Here is a 2541-nt window from a genome sequence, read left to right on the forward strand (position 1 = left end):
GTAACCGCCCGATTGGCACCGCCTGCCGGATTTCGGCGTGAGGTCCTAAGACACGTGCATAACGACGTCGTTTGCGACGTCTCTTATGCGCGGAGGGGCGATGCGAGGCGAAGTTCTGGGTGTTGAGCGTCGCCGGCGTTGGGACGACGAGGTGAAGCTGGCGATCGTGAGCGCGGTCGGGACCGACGGCGCGACGGTGACCCAAGTCGCGCAACGGCACGAGGTTACGCGTCAGCAGATCTACGCCTGGCGTCACGAGCTGAAGCGGAAGGGGTTGTGGTCTCCTGATGCGGGCGCACTGTTCCTGCCTGCTGGCACGGTGCCCGCGAGGGAGCTGACCGTGGTGGAAGATCGACCCGCGGCCTCCAATCCGGTGGTCTGGGTTGAACTGCGCCTCGCGAAGGGCCGCGTGCTCCGGTTCGAGAGCAACATCGACGATGCCGCGCTGTCGCGTCTGATCCGCGCGGTGGATGCCGCATGATCGGGCCGGGAACCGGGGTTCGGGTGTATCTGGCCTGCGGGGCGACGGATATGCGGAAAGGGATCGGCGGGCTGGCGGCGTTGGCGCAAGACGTGTTGCGCCAGAAGCCGACCGGTGGTGCGGTCTTCGCCTTCCGGGGCCGCAAGGGCGATCGGCTGAAGCTCCTCTACTGGGACGGCCAGGGGTTCTGTCTTTACTACAAGGTCCTCGAGCGCGGGCGCTTTCCTTGGCCGAACACCAGCTCGGGGGCGGTGCGACTGACCTCGGCGCAACTGGCGATGTTGTGGGAAGGGATTGATTGGCGGCGGCCGGACTGGGGCGCGCCACCGGCCCGGGTTGGGTGATTTATCCGCCTGAAACGCCTTGTTTTTATGGCTCTTTGTGATCGGCCGTGGTAGATGATGGCATGTCGAGCGACACGCCCATTCTTCCTGAAGATCCCGCTGTTCTGAAGGCGATGATTGCCGCCTTGCAGGCGGAAAACGCCAAGATGGCGGCGACGCTCCGGGCGCATGATCTGCTCATCCAGACGCTGCAAATGCGGATCGCGAAGCTCAAGAAGCAGGCCTTCGGCAAGTCCTCGGAGAAGATCGAGCGCGAGATCGAACAGCTCGAGCTGGCGCTCGAGGATCTGCTCATCGCCAGCGCCGAAAGCACCACCACCCCGGCGGACGAGGACGAGGCGGATGCCGCCCTTGAGGGTGCGACTGATGACAGCGACGCCGGCAAGCCGCGCCGCCGCCCCCGTGTGGCGGCAACCACGCCACGCGAACGGCGCGAACTCGACCCGGGCAGCTGCTGCCCGGATTGCGGCGGCGACCTGCGTCTCGTGGGCGAGGACATGAGCGAGATGCTCGACCTCGTGGCGGCGCAGCTGAAGGTCCTGCAGATCGCGCGGCTGAAGAAGTCTTGCCGTCGTTGCGAGAAGATGGTTCAGACGCCTGCGCCCAGCCGTCCGATCCCCGGCAGCATGGCGAGCGCGGCGCTCTTGGCCTGGATCCTCGTGTCCAAGTTCGACGACCATCTTCCCTTGTATCGCCTGAACGAGATCTTCGCCCGGATGGGGGCAGACATCCCGGACAGCACGCTGGTCGACTGGTGTGGGCGCGCCATGAAGGTGCTGGCGCCGCTGGTCGAACGGATCGAGGCCGATGTGATGGCCAGCGACCTCCTCCATGCTGATGACACCCCGATCCGGGTGCTGGACCGGTCCCTCAAGGACCGCGGCCTCGGGAAGGGGGTGAAGCAGGGACGGATCTGGGCCTATGTCCGCGATCCGCGACCCTGGGCAGGGACTGCGCCACCGGGGGCGGTCTACCGCTTCGCCCCGGATTGGAAGCAAGAGCATGTCCAAAACCATCTGGCCCAGACCCGCGGCATCCTGCAGGCCGACGGTTACAAAGGGTATGCCAAGCTTTACGAGACCGATCCCGACGGCACGCCCCGTCTGCAGGAGGCGTCCTGCTGGGCGCATCTGCGGCGTGACTTCCACGATGAGTGGGACAAGACGAAATCCGCCATCGCGCGCGAGGCGCTGGATCGCATCGGCGCGCTCTACGACATCGAACGCGAGATAAACGGGCAGCCCGCCGAGATCCGCCTTGCCGCGCGCCAGAAGCACAGCGCGCCGAAGGTCGCGGCCTTCTTCGAGTGGTCCGAAAGCCAGCTCACGCGGATCCCTGGCAAGGGCGACCTTGCCCGCGCGTTCCGCTACGGGCTGGCCCGTCGCGCCTCATTCAGCCTCTTCCTCACCGATGGTCGCGTGGCCATCGATAACAACCCGGCCGAGCGCGCCCTGCGCCCGATCGGCATTGGCCGGAAGAACTGGCTCTTCGCAGGCGCCGATACCGGCGGCGAAACGCTGGCCCGCGCCATGACGATCATCGAGACCGCGAAGCTGAACGGCCTCGATCCGCAGGCCTATCTCGCCGACGTGCTCGACCGGATCCACGACCACAAGATCAACCGGCTCGACGAGCTCCTGCCGTGGAACTGGACACCGGTCGCCGCCGCTCAGGCCGAGGCCGCCTAACCAACCGCGGTGCCAACCGGCCGGTTAC

The 2541-nt window shown here is 66.4% G+C and carries 3 protein-coding genes; all 3 read left to right on the forward strand.

The features are described from left to right. Positions 1-100 precede the first annotated feature (100 nt). Positions 101-481, forward strand: coding sequence for an IS66-like element accessory protein TnpA (gene tnpA / locus C7455_RS19730; protein ID WP_109671161.1), 381 nt, complete (start codon positions 101-103; stop codon positions 479-481). Then, positions 478-825 carry an IS66 family insertion sequence element accessory protein TnpB gene (gene tnpB, locus C7455_RS19735; RefSeq protein WP_109671163.1) on the forward strand — a complete coding sequence of 116 codons (348 nt, stop codon included), beginning with the start codon at positions 478-480 and terminating at the stop codon, positions 823-825. The genes tnpA and tnpB overlap by 4 nt, the downstream gene beginning before the upstream one ends. A 62-nt stretch (positions 826-887) precedes the next feature. After that, positions 888-2513, forward strand: a complete 1626-nt coding sequence (gene tnpC, locus C7455_RS19740; protein ID WP_109671164.1) for an IS66 family transposase — start codon at positions 888-890, stop codon at positions 2511-2513. Positions 2514-2541: the final 28 nt, after the last annotated feature.

Source organism: Roseicyclus mahoneyensis (assembly GCF_003148775.1).
Taxonomy (GTDB): Bacteria; Pseudomonadota; Alphaproteobacteria; order Rhodobacterales; family Rhodobacteraceae; genus Roseicyclus; species Roseicyclus mahoneyensis.